The following is a 15,736-nucleotide window of genomic DNA, read 5'->3' on the forward strand; positions in this document are numbered from 1 at the left end:
TGTTATAGTGAGTTTATAAATGCAATAAGTTCTTGCCTTTGCGATTTAGGTAATTTTTTAAATTCGTTCAGGCTATTTTCGGCTTCTCCACCGTGCCATAAAATGGCTTCTTCAATATTTCTTGCACGACCATCATGAAGAAAAAAAGTATGATTATTTATGGTTTTGATTAGACCTATGCCCCAAAGAGGTTGTGTTCTCCATTCTCTTCCGTTTGCTTTAAAATCGGATCGGTTATCTGCCAAAGCTTCTCCCATATCATGTAACAAAAAATCTGAATATGGATTGAATACAACACCTTCGATTAGTGGGGTAGAAGGCGAATTACCTGCTATGTATTTGGTTTGATGGCATGATATACATTGTAAATCATTAAAAAGTACTTTACCTTTCAATACATTTTCATCTTTAAAGTTTCGACGTATAGGAACCCCTAAAGTTCTTTGATAAAATACAACTCTTTCTAATTGTAAATCTGTTACTTCTGGCTCTCCACCATTAGCTGCATTCATACAATCTACTTGGGAAGTTGGGCAATTATTTTCTGGTAAAAAAGAAGTTGTAAGTCCCATATCTCCATGAAATGCGCTAAAAACTTGTTGTTCTAAAGAGGGTTGATTTGCTTTCCAGCCATATTTACCAAGTCTTAATTGATTTTCTTTTACATCCCATACATAATTAGGTTTACCAGAGATTCCGTCATTGTCTGCATCATGTTCATCGGCATGTGCCAAAATAGAGGCTTCTGGTAAAGCATCAATTAATCCCATTCCAATAGTTTGAGTACCTACTCTTGGAGAGGTTAATACATCTTGTAGTGATCCAAACTGCTCATCATAGATTTCATATATAGGTTTTTGAAGCGTATACGTTTCTCCATCTGAATATGACCCTTCTATAATTTCATAGGTTGCCCTTATTTTTGCTTCATGCAAAATACCACTATTGGCTTTATCCTGTATTTGAGTTCCATAATTGGTAACGGGATTGGGCCCTCCGTTTTCACCTATTCCTGGCATGCTTATTCGCATTAAAAAACCATTAGAACCTAAAATGTTTTCTGTAATTGGGAGCCCTCGACCATCTTTACTGTGACAACTGGTACATGCTCTGCTATTAAATGTGGGACCCAGGCCATCTCTAGCTGTAGTAGATGCGGGAGAAGATACCCATGCTTGATTAAATAAAGAATTTCCTATACCGAAAAATATTTGCTCTTCATCAGAAAGGCCGGGGATTGCTCTTCCGAAAGCATTACTGGTTTGCGAGTTAATAGTGAGTCTACCGGCCAAGAATTCTTCTCCGTCCTCATAAACGGCTTGATTGGTTGGAGTCGGGTCTGTGTATTCATCATCACTACATCCAAAAAATGATAGCAGATAAAAACTGAAAAGGGTAACATATAAAAACTTTTTTTTCATAAAAGTAGTAGTGTGGTTTTTTTAACAAGAAAAGCCCCATGCATACACATGAGGGACTTTTCCACTTTTCAAAACAATAGCATTAATATTGAGTGGCTCTTATAATGTAATGTTTAATTTAGATGCCGAAGCACTTATTTCTTTAGCTTGATCTCTTAATGCAAGAACAGCTTGAATAACAATACCACCAGAAGTTAGAGTTTCTTCTTCTATAAGCTGATCAAACTTTTTGGTGTCACTAATATTGCTAAGAATTGTATTTATTCTGGATATTGATAACGCTGCAGCAACTTTAAGTTTTTCTGCTTGATCCGCATCAGCTTGTTTAACCAGATCGTATAGTGATGGACCACTAATGTTACCATATTCTCCAAAAAGCACATTGTTTACACCTTTGGCATTGGTATATATATCTCTATGTGTATTATCAGAAAAACAAGAGTGTTCATCTTCTTGATTTTGTTCTACGGCCACGGCCATTCTTTCTGTAGATAATTCTTCTCCGGTCATAAAAAAGATACCGGCCATCATATTTTTTAAGGCTTCATCTTCTGGTAATGCAAGGAATGTATTTCTATATACACCACCTTCTACCCATGTATCAACAAGAGATTTAAGGTCTTTAACCAAAATACTTGTCACTACTTTAAGGTAAGTACCTCTTCGGTCTTGATTTTGATTCGTACCAGAACTACCTGTTATATAATCGGTATAAGCTCTTTGTCCTGGTAACCCGTTAGACGGATCTGCAAAATCCTGACCCCAAAGTAAAAATTCTATGGCATGATAACCTGTACTGATATTTTTATCAAGTACACCATTACCACCAGCTCCTTCATTTAAACCAATTAATGCAGTCTCATCTATGGTTATAGAAGTATTGTTGATAATCCCCTCTGAAGTAACACCCCCAGAATTATCACGAACATAGTCTATGTAATTTTCATCAAGTGGCCATGCGTTAAGTTGCCCTTCAGTTTTTCCTTCATCTATTGGTCCGTTAGATTCTCGATAAGCTTCAGTTTGGCCATAAGGTTCTCTAGCTGCAAGCCAGGCATTTTTGGCAGCCTGAAATCCATTCTCTGTGGGGTTATCTACAAAAGCATTGATAGCAGTTTGCATTTCTAAAGCTCTGTCGTAAGAATCTTTATAAGATTGATATACAATATTTGCGTAGTTTTTTATTACCGCAGATTTTGTTACCGTTTCGTTACCGTTAGCTGGAGCATCATCATCACTGCTACAACTTACAATACTTAGGATAGCACCTGTTATTAAGGCTATCACTTTAACATTAACTTTCATTTCACTTAATTTAGACTAGTTATAAATAGATGGCAAATCTAAATGTTAAGAATTAAGTAAACAAATTTTATTTAGATTAAATTTAAATAAAATAACACACACCAAAACTGAATATATATTGGGCAACTAAATATTCTATTTTTGAATAATCTCTTTTCTGTGATTAAGTCCCCAATCTATAATTTCGACTATCAAATTATCTAATGTTTTTCCGTGTTTTGTTAAAGAGTATTCTACAGTAATCGGTTTAGTATCTTTTACTGTTCGGGTGATTAACTTATTTAATTCGAGTTCTTGTAAATCATTTGATAATTTTTTCGGAGCTATTCCATTTAAAGTTCTTTTCAACTCCATAAATCGCATGGTTCCTCCTCGAAGTAATGTACCTATTATCTGTATTTTCCATTTACCAGACAGTAATTCCATAGTGTCTTTAATAGCTCTTAGTTGTTGTATACATTCTTTTGATAATGGTTCTTGCAGCTGTATTTTCATTGTCAAATAATTTAATAGTTTCCTAAAGGAAATTAGTATCTTTTTGTAAATAAGTATCAAAAGTAAACTATATACTTTAATTTTGTAGTGTATAACAAAAAAAAATACATATGAGTACTAAAACATTTTTAACAATTCACGGAGTGATTTATACGGTCTTCGGATTGGGGTTGTTTTTTATTCCTAACCTATTATGGCCAAATTATGGACTTGAACTAAACGATAAATATTCGGTTTTTTTATCACAGCACACTACTATTTTCCTGGGAGGAATTGCAATTATTAGTTTTTTATTTAGAGATGTAGAAGAAAAGAGTGTGTATGCCAGAAAAATCTTAACGAGTGTATTATGTACAAACATATTGGGAGTACTTATAACACTCTATGCAATTTATACCGGCATTTTCTATGGTTTTGGCTGGTCAGACCCAGCATTTTTTACCTTACTATCCATACTAAGCTATGTAAAGTTGAAGCATAATCAATAGAAATAATAATTAAAATATAAGAACAATGAGCACACTAAAGATTTGGGACCTTCATTTAAAATATGACGGTCCGGTAACACAAGAGTTTATGGATGGTAATACAAGTTTAGCAAAAAGTATTGCTGAAGAAGAAGGTGTTATTTGGAAAATATGGACTCATAAAGAAGGAACACCTCATTTTGGATCAACTTATTTATTTAAAAATAAAGAGTATTTAATGAAGTATAGAGAAATGCATATTAAGAGACTTAATAAAATTGGTATCACCGAAATAACAGATCATATCTTTGATGTGTTAGAAGACTTAAGTAAAATTAATAATGCACCTTTAGGATAAAAAACAATTTATTACACCTAATTATTTTTCATTCTTCCAAAAGAAATGCATTTTTATAGAAATGCTATTATACATCTTTTCCTTTTAACATCTTATTCCAATATAAATACGGTAGTATGACTTTTTTAAATATATATAACCTACGGTGTTCTTTAGCACTATTAAATACTAACATTCGTTTTAATTTTGGATCCGGAGTAAAATTACCATCGTAATCGAATTCTGCTAATGTCATTTTTCCATATCCTGTAACCAAAGGGCAAGATGAGTAGCCGTTATATGCTTTATTATTAGCTTTTTGGTGTTTAATGAGTTTTAAAATATTATCAGCTACAACTGGTGCTTGTTTTCGTATGGCGGCACCGGTTTTTGCTGTAGGAAGTGCAGCCACATCTCCTAATCCAAATATGTTAGGGTATTTATTATGTTGAAGAGAATGATGATCTACATCAAGCCATCCGGAATCATTAACCAAAGAAGAGTTTCTTACAAATTTTGGTGCTGCTTGTGGAGGGGCAATGTGCAACATATCAAACGGAAGCTTTATAATAGTATCGTCTATAGAAACTTCTCCAATTGTAGTATCTTCATTAATAACACATTTGTTTTCTTCGGGAGCTACATGTCTGAAATAGATAAACTTATTTTCGGCATCTATTTTATGAGGTGCATAGAAAGGTTTAAAATGAATACCATATCTGCCGATAACCTTCATTAAGGTTTCTCGAATGGGCTTTACTCCAAAAATAACAGAACCGGGAGTTGCAAAAACTACGTTTGATGTATGTGTAAGCCCCTTTTTTCTGAAATAATCTGCTGCCAAATAAGCAATTTTTTGAGGTGCACCTCCACATTTAATAGGAGTCGTGGGCTGTGTAAAAATAGCATTACCTCCTTTAAAATTTTTAAGGACTTCCCAGGTATGTTTGGGATTCGTATAATTACTACAAACAACACCTTTGTCTAATGCTTCCTGAAGCCCTTCTATCATTGATGGTTCCATTACTAGTCCAGTTGCAACAACCAAATAATCATAGGTTATATTCCCACTGGATTTTGTAGATACAGCATTGTTTTCTGGATCAAAAGCCATGGCAAAATCCTTAATCCAATTTACTTTTTTAGGCATTATAGATGCCATGGGCCTTGCAGTTTTTTTATAGGTATATGCTCCTGCACCTACCAAAGTCCAGGCGGGTTGATAGTAATGTGTATCTGCGGGTTCTATAATTGCAATATCTAATTGACTATCTTTTTTGAGTAGACGAGCAGCCGTCATAATCCCTGCAGTACCACCACCTATAATAAGAATTTGATAATGTGATTTCATGTATGTCTTCTTTATGTTAGAATATTAAAAGTACCTTCAATACTTTATTATTACGGTAACTTTGGTTACACAAAACAAAAAAATCAATGTTTAGCGATATTAGGTTTTACACTTTTTCCATGCGATATATCCACCTTTTAAGTCTACGATATTTTTAAACCCTATCTCGACTAATGCTGTGGCTGCTTTTTTACTTCGATTTCCACTTCTACAGTATACATACAAGGGCTCATCTTTATCAAATTCATTGAACGAAGATTTAAATGTTGTTTGTTTAAAAAAATCGATATTAACAGCACCATCAATATGTTCGGTATTATATTCATACGATGTTCTTACATCAACTAATTGTAGATCTTTTTTTTCTGAGATAGCTTCTTTGAAAGCAAGAGCATCAATTTTGGTGATGGCATCTGTTTGTTGATTTTGTGTTTTAAAAAGAGTTTTAAAAATTGACATCATAGCAGGAGTATATTAAAGTAGTTATTTTACAATAACTTTTGTTCTGGATAGTAATTTAAATTCAACCAATACATTAAAACAAACACCCAAATCTGTTTATTTTAAATTCAGGTGTTTTGTTTCTAATTTCTATAGATTATAGCATTGTAGTCGGGCAGATATATTCTGATTTCGGAACATTAGTTTTTGCAATTTCTGCAAACCCTCCGATTACATCAACAAACTGATTCCAACCTCTTTGCTTTAAAATAGAAGAGGCTATCATGCTTCTGTATCCTCCTGCACAGTATAATACAAAGGATTTGTCTTTAGGAAACTTTGCTAAATGCTTATTAATTTCGTTTAAAGGAATATTTACTGCATCAATAATATGTTCTGAATCATACTCACTTTTTTTACGAATATCAAACACCAAAGGCTTTTCTTTGATATAGGATTTTTCAAATTCGTTGGCGGTAATTCTTTTTGAGGTTTCGAACTCTTTTTTAGCATCTTTCCATGCATCAAAACCCATATCAAGATATCCTATGGTATTATCATATCCAACTCTTGATAACCTAGTGATTGCTTCTTTTTCTTTTCCTGGGTAGATGATTAGTAATATTTTTTGTTTTACATCGGGAATCATTTCTCCTACCCATTGAGCAAAACTTCCTTCCAGGCCGATATTAATACTATTCGGAATGAACCCTTTGGTAAAATCTTCTGCATTTCGGGTATCAAGCATTAATGCATCTGTTTCGGTGGCCACTACTTCGAAAGCATCGGGAAGTAAAGGTTGTATCGCTCGATCCATTACTTCATCAAGGCTATCATACCCTTTGATATTCATTAAAACATTTTGAGGAAAATATCCGGGAGGAGCGGTTAACCCAGTAAGTAAAGCATCAATAAACTCTTCTTTTGTCATGTCTTCGCGTAAAGCGTAATTCACTTTTTTCTGATGTCCAAGAGTATCCGTAGTTTCTGTACTCATCATTTTACCACAGGCGGAACCGGCTCCATGATTAGGATACACTATCAAGTCATCACTTAGAGGCATGATCTTATTGCGAAGAGAATCATACAAATGACCCGCTAATTTTTCTTCTGTTAACTCAGATATAACATGTTGAGCCAGATCGGGCCGCCCTACATCACCAATAAATAAAGTATCTCCGGTAATAATCCCATGCTCTTTTCCTTGATCATCGATAAGCAAATATGTGGTACTTTCCATAGTATGCCCCGGAGTATGAATTACTTTTATTTTATATTCTCCAATTTCAAAAACTTGCCCATCTTCTGCAATAGTAGCAGGATACCCAGGTTTTGCACTGGGGCCAAAAACAATTTCTGCTCCTGTTTTTTTGCTTAAGTCAAGATGCCCACTTACAAAATCTGCATGAAAATGAGTTTCGAATACATATTTTATTGTTGCGTTATCTTCTTTTGCACGATCGATATAGGGGTGTACTTCTCTAAGAGGATCAAAAACTGCAGCTTCTCCATTATTCTCTATATAATAAGCAGCGTGAGCTAAGCAGCCTGTATAAATCTGTTCTATTTTCATAAATATATACTTTAAAAGGTTTAATAGAATAAAGATAACATGGATGTTATTCTTCTACAGTTACTTATGTTACAGAAGGCGTTTTTTTTGTTTGAAGAGAAATTTTTTCTTGTATAGCCGTTTTTTTGCTTGCATTATTGCAGTGGTCATATGCTTCATAAACTTTTACAAAAAGATTTTCTTTACCAATAGTATTGATAAGACCACTGCTAAATATAATATCCCTTGTAGGCCCTATGGCTCCGGTAATAATAAACTGAATCCCTTTACTTTTTAGGTCTTTGACAATCTGCTTAAGTACATGTACAGCACTGCTGTCTATATAATTTATAGCTTCAGCATTAAGTATAATGGTGTTAAGCTCTTTTCCTTTTAAGTCAACCTGTTTATAGAGTTCTTTTTTGAAATAATCTTTATTTCCGAAGTATAGCTGAGCATCAAAACGAATAATCAAAATATACGGTTGCATTTCAATATCATTACTAAAACGAGTGACGTTTTTGAAGTAATTGGTGCCTTTTATTTTTCCCAAAACTGCGATGTGTGGTTTTGAAGTTCTATATACTAATATCAATAAAGAAAATAGTACGCCAGATAATATTCCTTCTTTAATGCCAATCATAAGAGTAATCAAAAAGGTGAGAATGAGAAGACCAAATTCATCTTTTCTGTTTTTAAAAAGTACGATAGGATATTTTATATCGATCAATCCAAATACTGCTACCATAATTATAGCCGCCAGAATTGCGTTGGGCAAAAAATAAAAAAGGGGAGTAAGAAATAATAAGGTCAGTCCTACTACGATTGCGCTTATGATTGGTGCGATACCTGTTTTTGCACCAGCCTGATCATTAACTGCTGTTCTTGAAAAACCACCTGTTGTCGGATAAGATTGAAATAGAGAACCAATAATGTTAGACGCTCCTAAAGCAATTAATTCCTGATTAGGATCAACTTCATATTCGGTATGCTTTTCTTCTACAGCTTTGGCAACAGAAATAGCTTCCATAAATGCGATAAGAGCCAAAGTAAGAGCAATAGGAACAAGTTCTGAAATTCTGGAATATTCAACAACAGGTACCTCCAATTCGGGTAACCCTTTTGGTATTGTACCCACAATTTTTACTCCCAGTTCATTTATGCCAGAGGTATACATACCAACGATTCCAAGAATAACTACAATTAAGGCTGCGGGAATTTTTGGATTTATTTTTTTTATGGTTTTGATAAGTACAATGGCAAGAATACCAATACCCAGAGTCAAAAAATTAGTTTGATCAATGGTTTTAAATGCATTGTGTAACAAAATATGTACTTGATTGCTACGTTCGATTTCTGTACCTAATACATGTTTTAATTGGCTAAGTCCAATAATAATTGCAGCGGCAGAGGTAAAACCACTAATGACCGGTTTGGATAAGAAGTTTACCAAGAACCCCATCTTTAATATTCCCAAAATAAACTGAATACTTCCCATGAAAAGAGAGAGGAAAATGGCCATCGTTATATATTCTTCAATACCCGAAAGTGACAGCGCACCCAATCCCGATGCTACAAGAAGAGAATCCATTGCTACAGGGCCTACTGCCAATTGCCGCGAAGTACCCATAATAGCATATACCACTTGTGGAATCAATGCAGCGTATAGCCCAAATACAGGAGGAAGACCTGCAATCATAGCATATGCCATGCCTTGCGGAATTAACATTATGCCCACAGTTAAGCCCGCTGCAATGTCTCCCGATAAAAACTTTTTTTTATAATCAGGAAGCCATTGAAAAACAGGAAAATATCGCTTTAACATGTATATGTGAATTTGTAACTAAAAGTAGTAGAACATAAATCTATAATCAGTAACATGGGTTACATAGCTTTTATAAATCAAGAATTTTGATGTAATTTCTATGTAACTCAATTTTATCTATTTGTTCCAGTTTTTTTAATAAGCGGGATATCACTACTCTAGAACTATGTAACTCTTGTGCAATTTCCTGATGTGTATTACGAATAATTTGTTCGTTATTAACACGAGCTTTTTCCTTAAGGTAATTCACCAGGCGTTCATCCATTCTATCAAAAGCAATACTATCTAAAGTAATAAGAAGCTCGTTTAATCGGTTATGATAACTTTCGAAAACAAAATTCCTCCAGGATTTGTACTTGGCCGTCCATTCTTCCATTTTTCGAATAGGAATCATAATAAGTTTTGTATCTACTTCTGCTATTGCTCTAATTTCACTTTGCGTCTGGCCAATACAACACGTCATCGTCATCGAACAAGTATCTCCTTGTTCTAAATAATATAATAACAATTCATCTCCTTCTTTGTCTTCTCTAAGCACTTTTATTGCTCCCGATACGAGTAATGGCATTCCTTTGATATAATCTCCAATTTCTATCAGCTTATACCCGGCAGGAACTTCTCTAAAAGTTCCGACTTGTAGTATGTCGTTTATCAAAGAATTTTCAAACTGGCGCCCGTAACTGTTTTTTAGTTCCTGAATCATTTAGAATCTTGTTTAGCTTTGGCGATAGATGGATCGTAGGTAAAAAAGAAATTGGCCCAAATCAATTTTGAAACCGCTCCAATGTATGGCATTAAAAGGATTAGAGTAACAACAATACTAATAAAGATGTGTATAGGGGTCAGATTTAACCCAAGTAGTTGTATTAAGATAAAAACAGCTGCACTTATCGCTATACCAACTGCATATGAAACATACATTGAACCATAGTAAAAACTGGGCTCTATACTGTATTTTAATTGGCACGAAGGACATCTTTTTTTTACTTTATTGAAACGTTTTAAGTGATATGGGTTAGCTTCTAAAAATGCTCCACCATGACACCGCGGACATTTTAGAAACAATATGCTGTATAATTTTGAACCTCTACCAAACATGTTGTTGAATTTTGGATAAAAATAATACACCAAAAAGTATTTATCAGTAACATTGGTTACACACACAAAGATCATTTTTTGCGCTACAGGGTAGGGTGGGGTTATAGCTCCTTATCTATGTTAATACATACTGTTTTATGTTGTAAAAGAGCAATTCTCCTAAAGATATTTTATGATTTTGATAACAGTTACGTTAAAAATATAAAAGTTTAACAAAATTTTAAATCCGTTCAAATCCAGTGATTCAGGCATTTTATTGATAAATTTTTGATTGTATATTAGATTATTTTGATTTTTATAATCAATTGATTTTTAGTGTTTTGCGTGTTTTTGTGGATTTTATACATGTCCTCATACGAAAATTCTTACCCTTTTTTTAACATTTTTGGGCATTATTGTTATTTGGCATAAATTTTCTACTTTTAGTGCTGTACTAAAAATAAAAAGTAGACATAATTAGCTTCTTTTTGGTATCATATGATTTTAACTTTGGGGGTCTTAAAAGAATAAAAAAAGCTTGTATATTTTTAAGCTTTTTTAGATAATGACAATCATATTTCCTCTTACAAAAAATGATATATACTATAGAGTTAAATTTCTAAATTTTGCATTAGTATACATTGAAAACTAAAACACCATAACTAAATAAATATTCATTCAATCAAAAAAGGAGGTTTATATGAAACGAAGAGATTTTGTTAAATACGCTGGATTAGGATCTGGCGCATTAATGATGCCATCCCTGCTTATGGGAAATAATATTTCCGCAGAAGCTTTGCTAAATCCCGGTATGGATGTCGCAATTAAGAAAAGCCTTGCAGACATAGCATTAAATACTGCCAAAACTTTGGGAGCATCTTATGCCGATGCAAGAATAGGAAGATATCTAAATCAATATGTATTTACCAGAGAAGACAAGGTTCAGAATGTAGTAAATACAGAATCTTTTGGAATTGGTATACGCGTTATTACCAATGGTACCTGGGGATTTGCTTCTACCAATAATGTAACCGAAAAAGGGATTAAAAAAGCAACAGAACAAGCGGTTGCAATTGCAAAAGCAAATTCAAAAATTCAGAAAGTGCCTGTAAAACTGGCTCCGGTAAAATCTCATGGAGAAGTTACCTGGAAGACCCCTATTAAAAAAGATTTCAAAAAAGTACCTATTTCAGAAAAAGTAGATTTATTACTTAGTGCTAATGCAGCTGCCATGAAGAATGGAGCTAATTTTGTGAATTCTGGTCTTTTTATGGTAAATGAGCAAAAATATTTTGCATCTACCGATGGGTCGTATATAGATCAGGATGTTCATCGTATATGGCCAACATTTACAGTTACAGCTATTGATCGTGCTAATAATAAATTTAAATCACGCCAGGCAATGAGTGCTCCTATGGGAATGGGATATGAATATATGGATGGTTTAGATTCTGAAAAATTAGATGGGCCGGCTGGAATGAAATTATATAGAGGAAGCTACGATATGGTAGAAGATGCTATTATGGCAGCCAAGCAAGCCAAAGAAAGACTTAGTGCTAAATCGGTAGAAGCAGGTAAGTATGATTTGGTATTAGAACCAAATCACCTGGGACTCACGATTCACGAATCTGTAGGGCACCCTCTCGAGTTGGATCGTGTACTGGGATATGAAGCCAATTATGCAGGAACAAGTTTCGCTACTCTTGATAAATGGAAAACCAAAAACTTCAAGTATGGTAGTGATATTGTTAACCTGGTAGCAGATAAAACGCAAGTAGGATCTCTGGGAGCTGTAGGATACGATGACGAAGGAGTAAAGACAAAACAATGGGATCTTGTACGTAATGGTGTATTAACCAATTATCAGGCAATCAGAGATCAGGTTCATATGATAGATCAGAAGGAATCACATGGTTGTTGTTATTCGCAAAGTTGGAACGATGTTCAATTTCAGCGTATGCCTAATGTTTCGTTAGAACCAGGTAAAGAAAAATATAGTGTTAATGACATGATAAAAGATGTAGAAAAAGGAATTTATATTGCTGGTAGAGGTTCGTACTCTATCGACCAGCAACGATATAATTTCCAGTTTGGCGGTACTGCTTTCTACGAAATTAAAAACGGAGCGATTGTGGGGATGTTAGATGATGTTGCTTATCAATCTAATACACAGGAGTTTTGGAATTCTTGTGCCAAAATATGTGACAAAGATGACTATAGATTATTCGGATCGTTCTTTGATGGTAAAGGACAGCCTTCTCAGATAAGTGCTGTATCACACGGAAGTTCTACTACCAGATTTAATAATGTAAATGTGATCAATACAGGTAGAACTATTTAAAACATCTTTTTCCAACAAATAATAAAAATATCATGGCAATATATACAAAAGAAGAAGCAAAGCAAATTATGGAAAAAGCACTGAGCTTTTCTACTGCTGATGCTTGTGAAATAAATATGAGTGGAAGCGAAAGCGGAAATATCCGCTATGCGCGTAATACGGTTTCTACTGCTGGTCATCGATCTAATCAAAACCTGGTAGTACAATCTAATTTCGGAAAAAAATCGGGTACGGCTACGATTGATGAGTTTGATGATGAATCCTTAAAAAAAGTAGTTAAAAGAGCAGAAGAATTAGCAAAACTTTCGCCAGAGAATCCAGAATTTATGGAGCCTTTGGGACCTCAAACCTATGATGAATCAATAACCTATAACAAAGCATCGGCTAATATCTCACCAGAGTATCGTGCTACTGTAGCAAGTAGTAGTATTGAGCCGGCGGCAGCAAAAGATGTTACCGCTGCAGGGTTCTTTAACGATTCTTATGGGTTTAGTGCAATGATGAATTCTAATGGTCTTTTTGCTTACAACCAATCTACAGATTCTAATTTTACCGTTACTATGAGAACTAATGATGGTACCGGATCTGGATGGGTATCTCGTGATTTTAATGATATAAGCAAGTTTGATGCGGCAAAAGCTTCTAATATAGCAATAGATAAAGCAGTAACATCAAGAGAAGCCAAAGCTATTGAACCAGGAAAGTATACTGTAATTCTTGAACCTGCAGCATCAGTTGGGTTACTACAAAATATTGGTAGTGCTCTTAGTGCACGAACTGCAGACGAAGGGCGAAGCTTTATGTCTAAAGAAGGAGGAGGCACTAAACTAGGAGAGAAGATTGTAGACGAACGTGTAAATATTTGGTCAGATCCTTTAAACCCAGATGTACCTACAAGCACATGGAATGGAGCAGGACAGCCCTTAAAGAAGATGAGCTGGATAGAGAATGGAGTAGTGAAAAATTTGGCATATAGCCGTTATTGGGCAGAGAAGAAAGGAGTCGATCCCGTACCTTTTCCATCTAATTTTATTATGCAAGGAGGAGATGCCTCTTTAGAAGAGCTTATTAAAGGAACCAAAAAAGGAATTTTGGTTACCAGATTATGGTATATCAGAAATGTAGACCCTCAAACTCTACTATATACTGGTCTTACCCGGGATGGAACATTCTATATCGAAAATGGAAAAATAAAGCATCCGGTAAAGAACTTTAGATTTAATGAGAGTCCGATTATTATGCTTAATAATCTCGAAACACTTGGTAAACAAGTTAGGATCAATGGTAATTTGGTACCTTACATGAAGGTAAGAGATTTCACCTTTACCAGCTTGTCTGATGCGGTATAAGTATAATTCATAATATAAACTGGTCATTTTAATTAGCTTCATTATGGCCAGTTTTTTCTTTCGAAACTGTTTTAACCATTAATAGCAACAGTTTTGTAGGGTAGTCTATTTTTGAAAGCTAAAATAATAACTGCATTGAGTAACAAGTTTTTCTTTACAAGATTGCAATATGAGTCGGGAGATTGGGATGTAGATCAAAGAATGCCTTCAAACCTTTTAAATTCTCTGGTAGAGTATACTACCCTAAAAGTAGATACGCAAGAAAGAATTATAGCCCTTAGTAGCGATGAAATATTTAAAAGTCCGTTTTGCTATATATCCGGGCATAAACTAGTACAGTTTACAAAGAAAGAAAGGGAGAATTTTGAGAAATATGTCAGGAACGGAGGTTTTGTCTTTGCAGATGATTGTAATCACGATATAGATGGTTTGTTTTCAAAATCATTTGAACGACAAATGGAGGATATCTTTGGCCCTCGACAGTTAAAAAAAATCCCTAATACTCATGAGATATATAAGGTTTTCTTCGAATTTGAAGATGGCCCGCCCACCACATCACAAGAACTTAACGGATGGGGAGATGATATTGTACATGATTATCTAAAAGCTATTGAAATTAATGGAAGGATAGGAGTCTTGTTTAGTAACAAAGATTATGGTTGCGAATGGGACTATGATTTTAGAAATAAACGATGGTATAAAATAGACAATACCCGTTTTGGAGTAAATATAGTGATGTATGCTTTAACATCATAAAAGAAGATGTATGGATAAAAATTTAGCAAGTATTGAACAAGAGGTGAATGTACTTACCGAAAAACTTACCAGTTTAAAGAAAGAAATTGGTAAAGTAATCACAGGGCAGGAGGAAACCGTAGAACAATTACTAATTACTTTTCTGGCAGGCGGGCATGCATTATTAGAAGGAGTTCCCGGGTTGGCAAAAACGTTAATGATACGAACATTAGCGCAAGCCATTGATTTAAAGTTTAAAAGAATACAATTTACTCCCGATCTAATGCCTTCTGATATTATAGGTACCGAAATACTTGAAGAAGATTATAGCACCGGAAAGAAGTTTTTTAAATTTAATAAAGGACCTATTTTTGCTAATATTATACTGGCAGATGAGATTAATCGAACGCCACCAAAGACTCAGGCAGCGCTGTTGGAAGCTATGCAGGAATTTGAAGTAACGTATTCTGGTAAAACCTATACGCTGGATAAACCATTTTTTATTCTCGCTACTCAAAACCCCATTGAGCAATCCGGTACCTTTATGTTACCAGAAGCACAACAAGATCGTTTTCTTTTATATATAAAAATTGGATACCCTACCGAATTAGAAGAGACCACCATTTTAAAAAATACAACAGGTACCAAAAAAGAAACACTTCATAAAGTGATTACCGGTGATGATATATTAAGATTACAGAATCTGGTAAGAGAAGTACCTATAAGTGATGATCTCATCACATTTGTAAGTAAGTTAATACGAGCAACAAGGCCAGAAACTACTACAAATGCATATGTAAAAGAGTGGGTAAATTGGGGGGCAGGACCAAGAGCAGGTCAGGCCATGATATTAACAGCCAAAGCTCGTGCTTTGATGAAAGGACGTTTATCGGTTACGTTAGAAGATATACAACATGTGGCTATCCCGGTACTTCGCCATAGAGTTATTGTAAACTTCAGAGCAGAATCCGAAGGTATAACATCTGATGATGTTACTCATCAATTGTTAAATGCTATTCGGGTAAATAGTTGATATGCGA

Annotated in this window: 15 protein-coding genes; 6 read left to right on the forward strand and 9 right to left on the reverse strand. The window is 34.5% G+C overall.

What is annotated here, in order from left to right; genetic code table 11:
- Positions 1-2 precede the first annotated feature (2 nt).
- From ATO12_RS20455 to ATO12_RS20465, 3 genes are all read right to left on the reverse strand, one after another.
- A complete protein-coding gene (locus tag ATO12_RS20455) occupies positions 3-1,421 on the reverse strand; it encodes a di-heme oxidoreductase family protein (protein WP_034245880.1) in 1,419 nt (472 codons plus the stop codon).
- 99 nt (positions 1,422-1,520) lie between these two features.
- A complete protein-coding gene (locus ATO12_RS20460) occupies positions 1,521-2,726 on the reverse strand; it encodes an imelysin family protein (RefSeq protein WP_034245883.1) in 1,206 nt (401 codons plus the stop codon).
- 135 nt (positions 2,727-2,861) lie between these two features.
- Positions 2,862-3,221, reverse strand: coding sequence for a winged helix-turn-helix transcriptional regulator (locus ATO12_RS20465; protein WP_034245886.1), 360 nt, complete (start codon positions 3,219-3,221; stop codon positions 2,862-2,864).
- A gap of 110 nt (positions 3,222-3,331) precedes the next feature.
- Between ATO12_RS20465 and ATO12_RS20470 the strand changes: the two genes are divergently transcribed.
- Positions 3,332-3,709, forward strand: coding sequence for a hypothetical protein (locus tag ATO12_RS20470; RefSeq protein WP_034245889.1), 378 nt, complete (start codon positions 3,332-3,334; stop codon positions 3,707-3,709).
- 25 nt (positions 3,710-3,734) lie between these two features.
- Positions 3,735-4,046, forward strand: coding sequence for a monooxygenase (locus tag ATO12_RS20475; RefSeq protein WP_051575986.1), 312 nt, complete (start codon positions 3,735-3,737; stop codon positions 4,044-4,046).
- Between the two features lie 67 nt (positions 4,047-4,113).
- On the opposite strand, the gene ATO12_RS20480 is transcribed toward ATO12_RS20475, so the two are convergent.
- The 6 genes from ATO12_RS20480 to ATO12_RS20505 form a co-directional block, all read right to left on the reverse strand.
- On the reverse strand, positions 4,114-5,376 hold the full coding sequence (locus tag ATO12_RS20480; RefSeq protein WP_034245892.1) for an NAD(P)/FAD-dependent oxidoreductase: 1,263 nt from the start codon (positions 5,374-5,376) through the stop codon (positions 4,114-4,116).
- A gap of 99 nt (positions 5,377-5,475) precedes the next feature.
- Positions 5,476-5,838, reverse strand: a complete 363-nt coding sequence (locus ATO12_RS20485) for a rhodanese-like domain-containing protein (RefSeq protein ID WP_316932937.1) — start codon at positions 5,836-5,838, stop codon at positions 5,476-5,478.
- Positions 5,839-5,974: 136 nt separating this feature from the next.
- Positions 5,975-7,390 carry an MBL fold metallo-hydrolase gene (locus ATO12_RS20490; RefSeq protein WP_034245894.1) on the reverse strand — a complete coding sequence of 472 codons (1,416 nt, stop codon included), beginning with the start codon at positions 7,388-7,390 and terminating at the stop codon, positions 5,975-5,977.
- Positions 7,391-7,454: 64 nt separating this feature from the next.
- Positions 7,455-9,194 (reverse strand): SulP family inorganic anion transporter, encoded by a 1,740-nt coding sequence (locus tag ATO12_RS20495; RefSeq protein WP_034245896.1) that lies wholly within the window; start codon positions 9,192-9,194, stop codon positions 7,455-7,457.
- A gap of 70 nt (positions 9,195-9,264) precedes the next feature.
- A complete protein-coding gene (locus tag ATO12_RS20500; protein WP_034245898.1) occupies positions 9,265-9,897 on the reverse strand; it encodes a Crp/Fnr family transcriptional regulator in 633 nt (210 codons plus the stop codon).
- Positions 9,894-10,367 (reverse strand): DUF983 domain-containing protein, encoded by a 474-nt coding sequence (locus ATO12_RS20505; RefSeq protein WP_316932938.1) that lies wholly within the window; start codon positions 10,365-10,367, stop codon positions 9,894-9,896. Before ATO12_RS20505 ends, ATO12_RS20500 begins: the two co-directional genes overlap by 4 nt.
- 604 nt (positions 10,368-10,971) lie before the next feature.
- Between ATO12_RS20505 and ATO12_RS20510 the strand changes: the two genes are divergently transcribed.
- The 4 genes from ATO12_RS20510 to ATO12_RS20525 all read left to right on the forward strand — a co-directional run bounded on the left by ATO12_RS20510 (position 10,972) and on the right by ATO12_RS20525 (position 15,729).
- Complete coding sequence (locus ATO12_RS20510) at positions 10,972-12,612, forward strand: TldD/PmbA family protein (protein ID WP_034245901.1); 1,641 nt, start codon at positions 10,972-10,974, stop codon at positions 12,610-12,612.
- A 32-nt stretch (positions 12,613-12,644) separates the two neighbouring features.
- On the forward strand, positions 12,645-13,961 hold the full coding sequence (locus ATO12_RS20515; RefSeq protein WP_034245904.1) for a TldD/PmbA family protein: 1,317 nt from the start codon (positions 12,645-12,647) through the stop codon (positions 13,959-13,961).
- 135 nt (positions 13,962-14,096) lie between these two features.
- A complete protein-coding gene (locus ATO12_RS20520; RefSeq protein WP_034246018.1) occupies positions 14,097-14,717 on the forward strand; it encodes a DUF4159 domain-containing protein in 621 nt (206 codons plus the stop codon).
- A gap of 10 nt (positions 14,718-14,727) precedes the next feature.
- A complete protein-coding gene (locus tag ATO12_RS20525) occupies positions 14,728-15,729 on the forward strand; it encodes an AAA family ATPase (RefSeq protein ID WP_034245906.1) in 1,002 nt (333 codons plus the stop codon).
- Positions 15,730-15,736: the final 7 nt, after the last annotated feature.

This window comes from Aquimarina atlantica (assembly GCF_000626715.1).
GTDB classification, from domain to species: domain Bacteria; phylum Bacteroidota; class Bacteroidia; order Flavobacteriales; family Flavobacteriaceae; genus Aquimarina; species Aquimarina atlantica.

What these genes read in the sequence shown, in the direction of transcription:
- ATO12_RS20455 (WP_034245880.1), bottom strand. Translation starts at nt 1,421, where the DNA reads ATGAAAAAAAAGTTTTTATATGTTACCCTTTTCAGTTTTTATCTGCTA.
- ATO12_RS20460 (WP_034245883.1), bottom strand. Translation starts at nt 2,726, where the DNA reads ATGAAAGTTAATGTTAAAGTGATAGCCTTAATAACAGGTGCTATCCTA.
- ATO12_RS20465 (WP_034245886.1), bottom strand. Translation starts at nt 3,221, where the DNA reads ATGAAAATACAGCTGCAAGAACCATTATCAAAAGAATGTATACAACAA.
- ATO12_RS20470 (WP_034245889.1), top strand. Translation starts at nt 3,332, where the DNA reads ATGAGTACTAAAACATTTTTAACAATTCACGGAGTGATTTATACGGTC.
- ATO12_RS20475 (WP_051575986.1), top strand. Translation starts at nt 3,735, where the DNA reads ATGAGCACACTAAAGATTTGGGACCTTCATTTAAAATATGACGGTCCG.
- ATO12_RS20480 (WP_034245892.1), bottom strand. Translation starts at nt 5,376, where the DNA reads ATGAAATCACATTATCAAATTCTTATTATAGGTGGTGGTACTGCAGGG.
- ATO12_RS20485 (WP_316932937.1), bottom strand. Translation starts at nt 5,838, where the DNA reads ATGATGTCAATTTTTAAAACTCTTTTTAAAACACAAAATCAACAAACA.
- ATO12_RS20490 (WP_034245894.1), bottom strand. Translation starts at nt 7,390, where the DNA reads ATGAAAATAGAACAGATTTATACAGGCTGCTTAGCTCACGCTGCTTAT.
- ATO12_RS20495 (WP_034245896.1), bottom strand. Translation starts at nt 9,194, where the DNA reads ATGTTAAAGCGATATTTTCCTGTTTTTCAATGGCTTCCTGATTATAAA.
- ATO12_RS20500 (WP_034245898.1), bottom strand. Translation starts at nt 9,897, where the DNA reads ATGATTCAGGAACTAAAAAACAGTTACGGGCGCCAGTTTGAAAATTCT.
- ATO12_RS20505 (WP_316932938.1), bottom strand. Translation starts at nt 10,367, where the DNA reads ATGATCTTTGTGTGTGTAACCAATGTTACTGATAAATACTTTTTGGTG.
- ATO12_RS20510 (WP_034245901.1), top strand. Translation starts at nt 10,972, where the DNA reads ATGAAACGAAGAGATTTTGTTAAATACGCTGGATTAGGATCTGGCGCA.
- ATO12_RS20515 (WP_034245904.1), top strand. Translation starts at nt 12,645, where the DNA reads ATGGCAATATATACAAAAGAAGAAGCAAAGCAAATTATGGAAAAAGCA.
- ATO12_RS20525 (WP_034245906.1), top strand. Translation starts at nt 14,728, where the DNA reads ATGGATAAAAATTTAGCAAGTATTGAACAAGAGGTGAATGTACTTACC.